A 926-nucleotide genomic window follows, 5' to 3' on the forward strand; every position below is an offset into this window, starting at 1 on the left:
ACGCGCTACAAGAGCGTGATGCAGCGCTGGCCCGATTCGATCGCCAAGGGCGCGGAGTTCACCATGCCGGTGGCGAAGTAACCAGCGGAGCGCGGGCATGAAGGTCAACCGCATCGTCGCCAACATCGGCACCGCCGATCCCGGCCAGGCGCGCGCCTTCTACCAGGACGTGCTGGGCCTGGACCTGCTGATGGACCACGGCTGGATCCGCACCTACGGCAGCGATGGCACCGCGCGCGCGCAGGTCAGCTTTGCCGTGGAAGGCGGCAACGGCACGCCCGTGCCCGCACTGTCGATCGAGGTCGACGATGTCGACGAGGCCCACCGCCGCATGGTAGCCGCCGGATTTGCCGTGGAATACGGCCCGGCCGACGAACCGTGGGGCGTGCGCCGTTTCTTCGTGCGCGACCCCTTCGGGCAACTGGTCAACATCCTCGCGCACGCCTGAGCGCGCGCCTTGCCTGCCGTCAGTGCCGGGCAGGCGGGGCTTTCCTATCATTCCTGCCATGCGGTGGCCGGGTGCAAGTGCTGTAAGCGCCCGGCCAGCGGCGTACACTAGCGCCCTTTTTGCCGGACCCGCGCGTTGCCACCGCGGGCCCGGCCACCGTTGCAGGAGTCTGAATGAGCTTGTTCCGTACCAAGGACATCGACGCGATGCTGGCCGTCGCGCGCGATGACGGCCTGAAAAAAGTGCTGGGTCCGGTCGACCTGGTGCTGATGGGCATCGGCGCCATCATCGGCACCGGCATCTTCGTGCTGACCGGCACCGGCGCGCTGACCGCGGGGCCAGCGCTGACGGTGTCGTTCGTGATCGCGGCGCTGGCGTGCGGCTTTGCCGCGCTGTGCTATGCGGAGTTCGCCTCGGCGATCCCGGTGTCGGGCTCGATCTATACCTACAGCTACGCCACGCTGGGCGAGATCGTCGC

General features: G+C 68.1%; 2 protein-coding genes. Both read left to right on the forward strand.

Features of this window, described 5'->3' with window-relative positions:
* Positions 1-97 precede the first annotated feature (97 nt).
* Positions 98-448, forward strand: a complete 351-nt coding sequence (locus U9J39_RS29385; protein WP_116312075.1) for a VOC family protein — start codon at positions 98-100, stop codon at positions 446-448.
* Between the two features lie 173 nt (positions 449-621).
* Positions 622-926: amino acid permease (locus U9J39_RS29390; protein WP_326348802.1), on the forward strand; the 305-nt coding region annotated here is incomplete at its 3' end.

It is taken from the genome of Cupriavidus sp. SS-3, assembly GCF_035818815.1.
Taxonomy (GTDB): domain Bacteria; phylum Pseudomonadota; class Gammaproteobacteria; order Burkholderiales; family Burkholderiaceae; genus Cupriavidus; species Cupriavidus taiwanensis_C.

What these genes read in the sequence shown, in the direction of transcription:
- U9J39_RS29385 (WP_116312075.1), top strand. Translation starts at nt 98, where the DNA reads ATGAAGGTCAACCGCATCGTCGCCAACATCGGCACCGCCGATCCCGGC.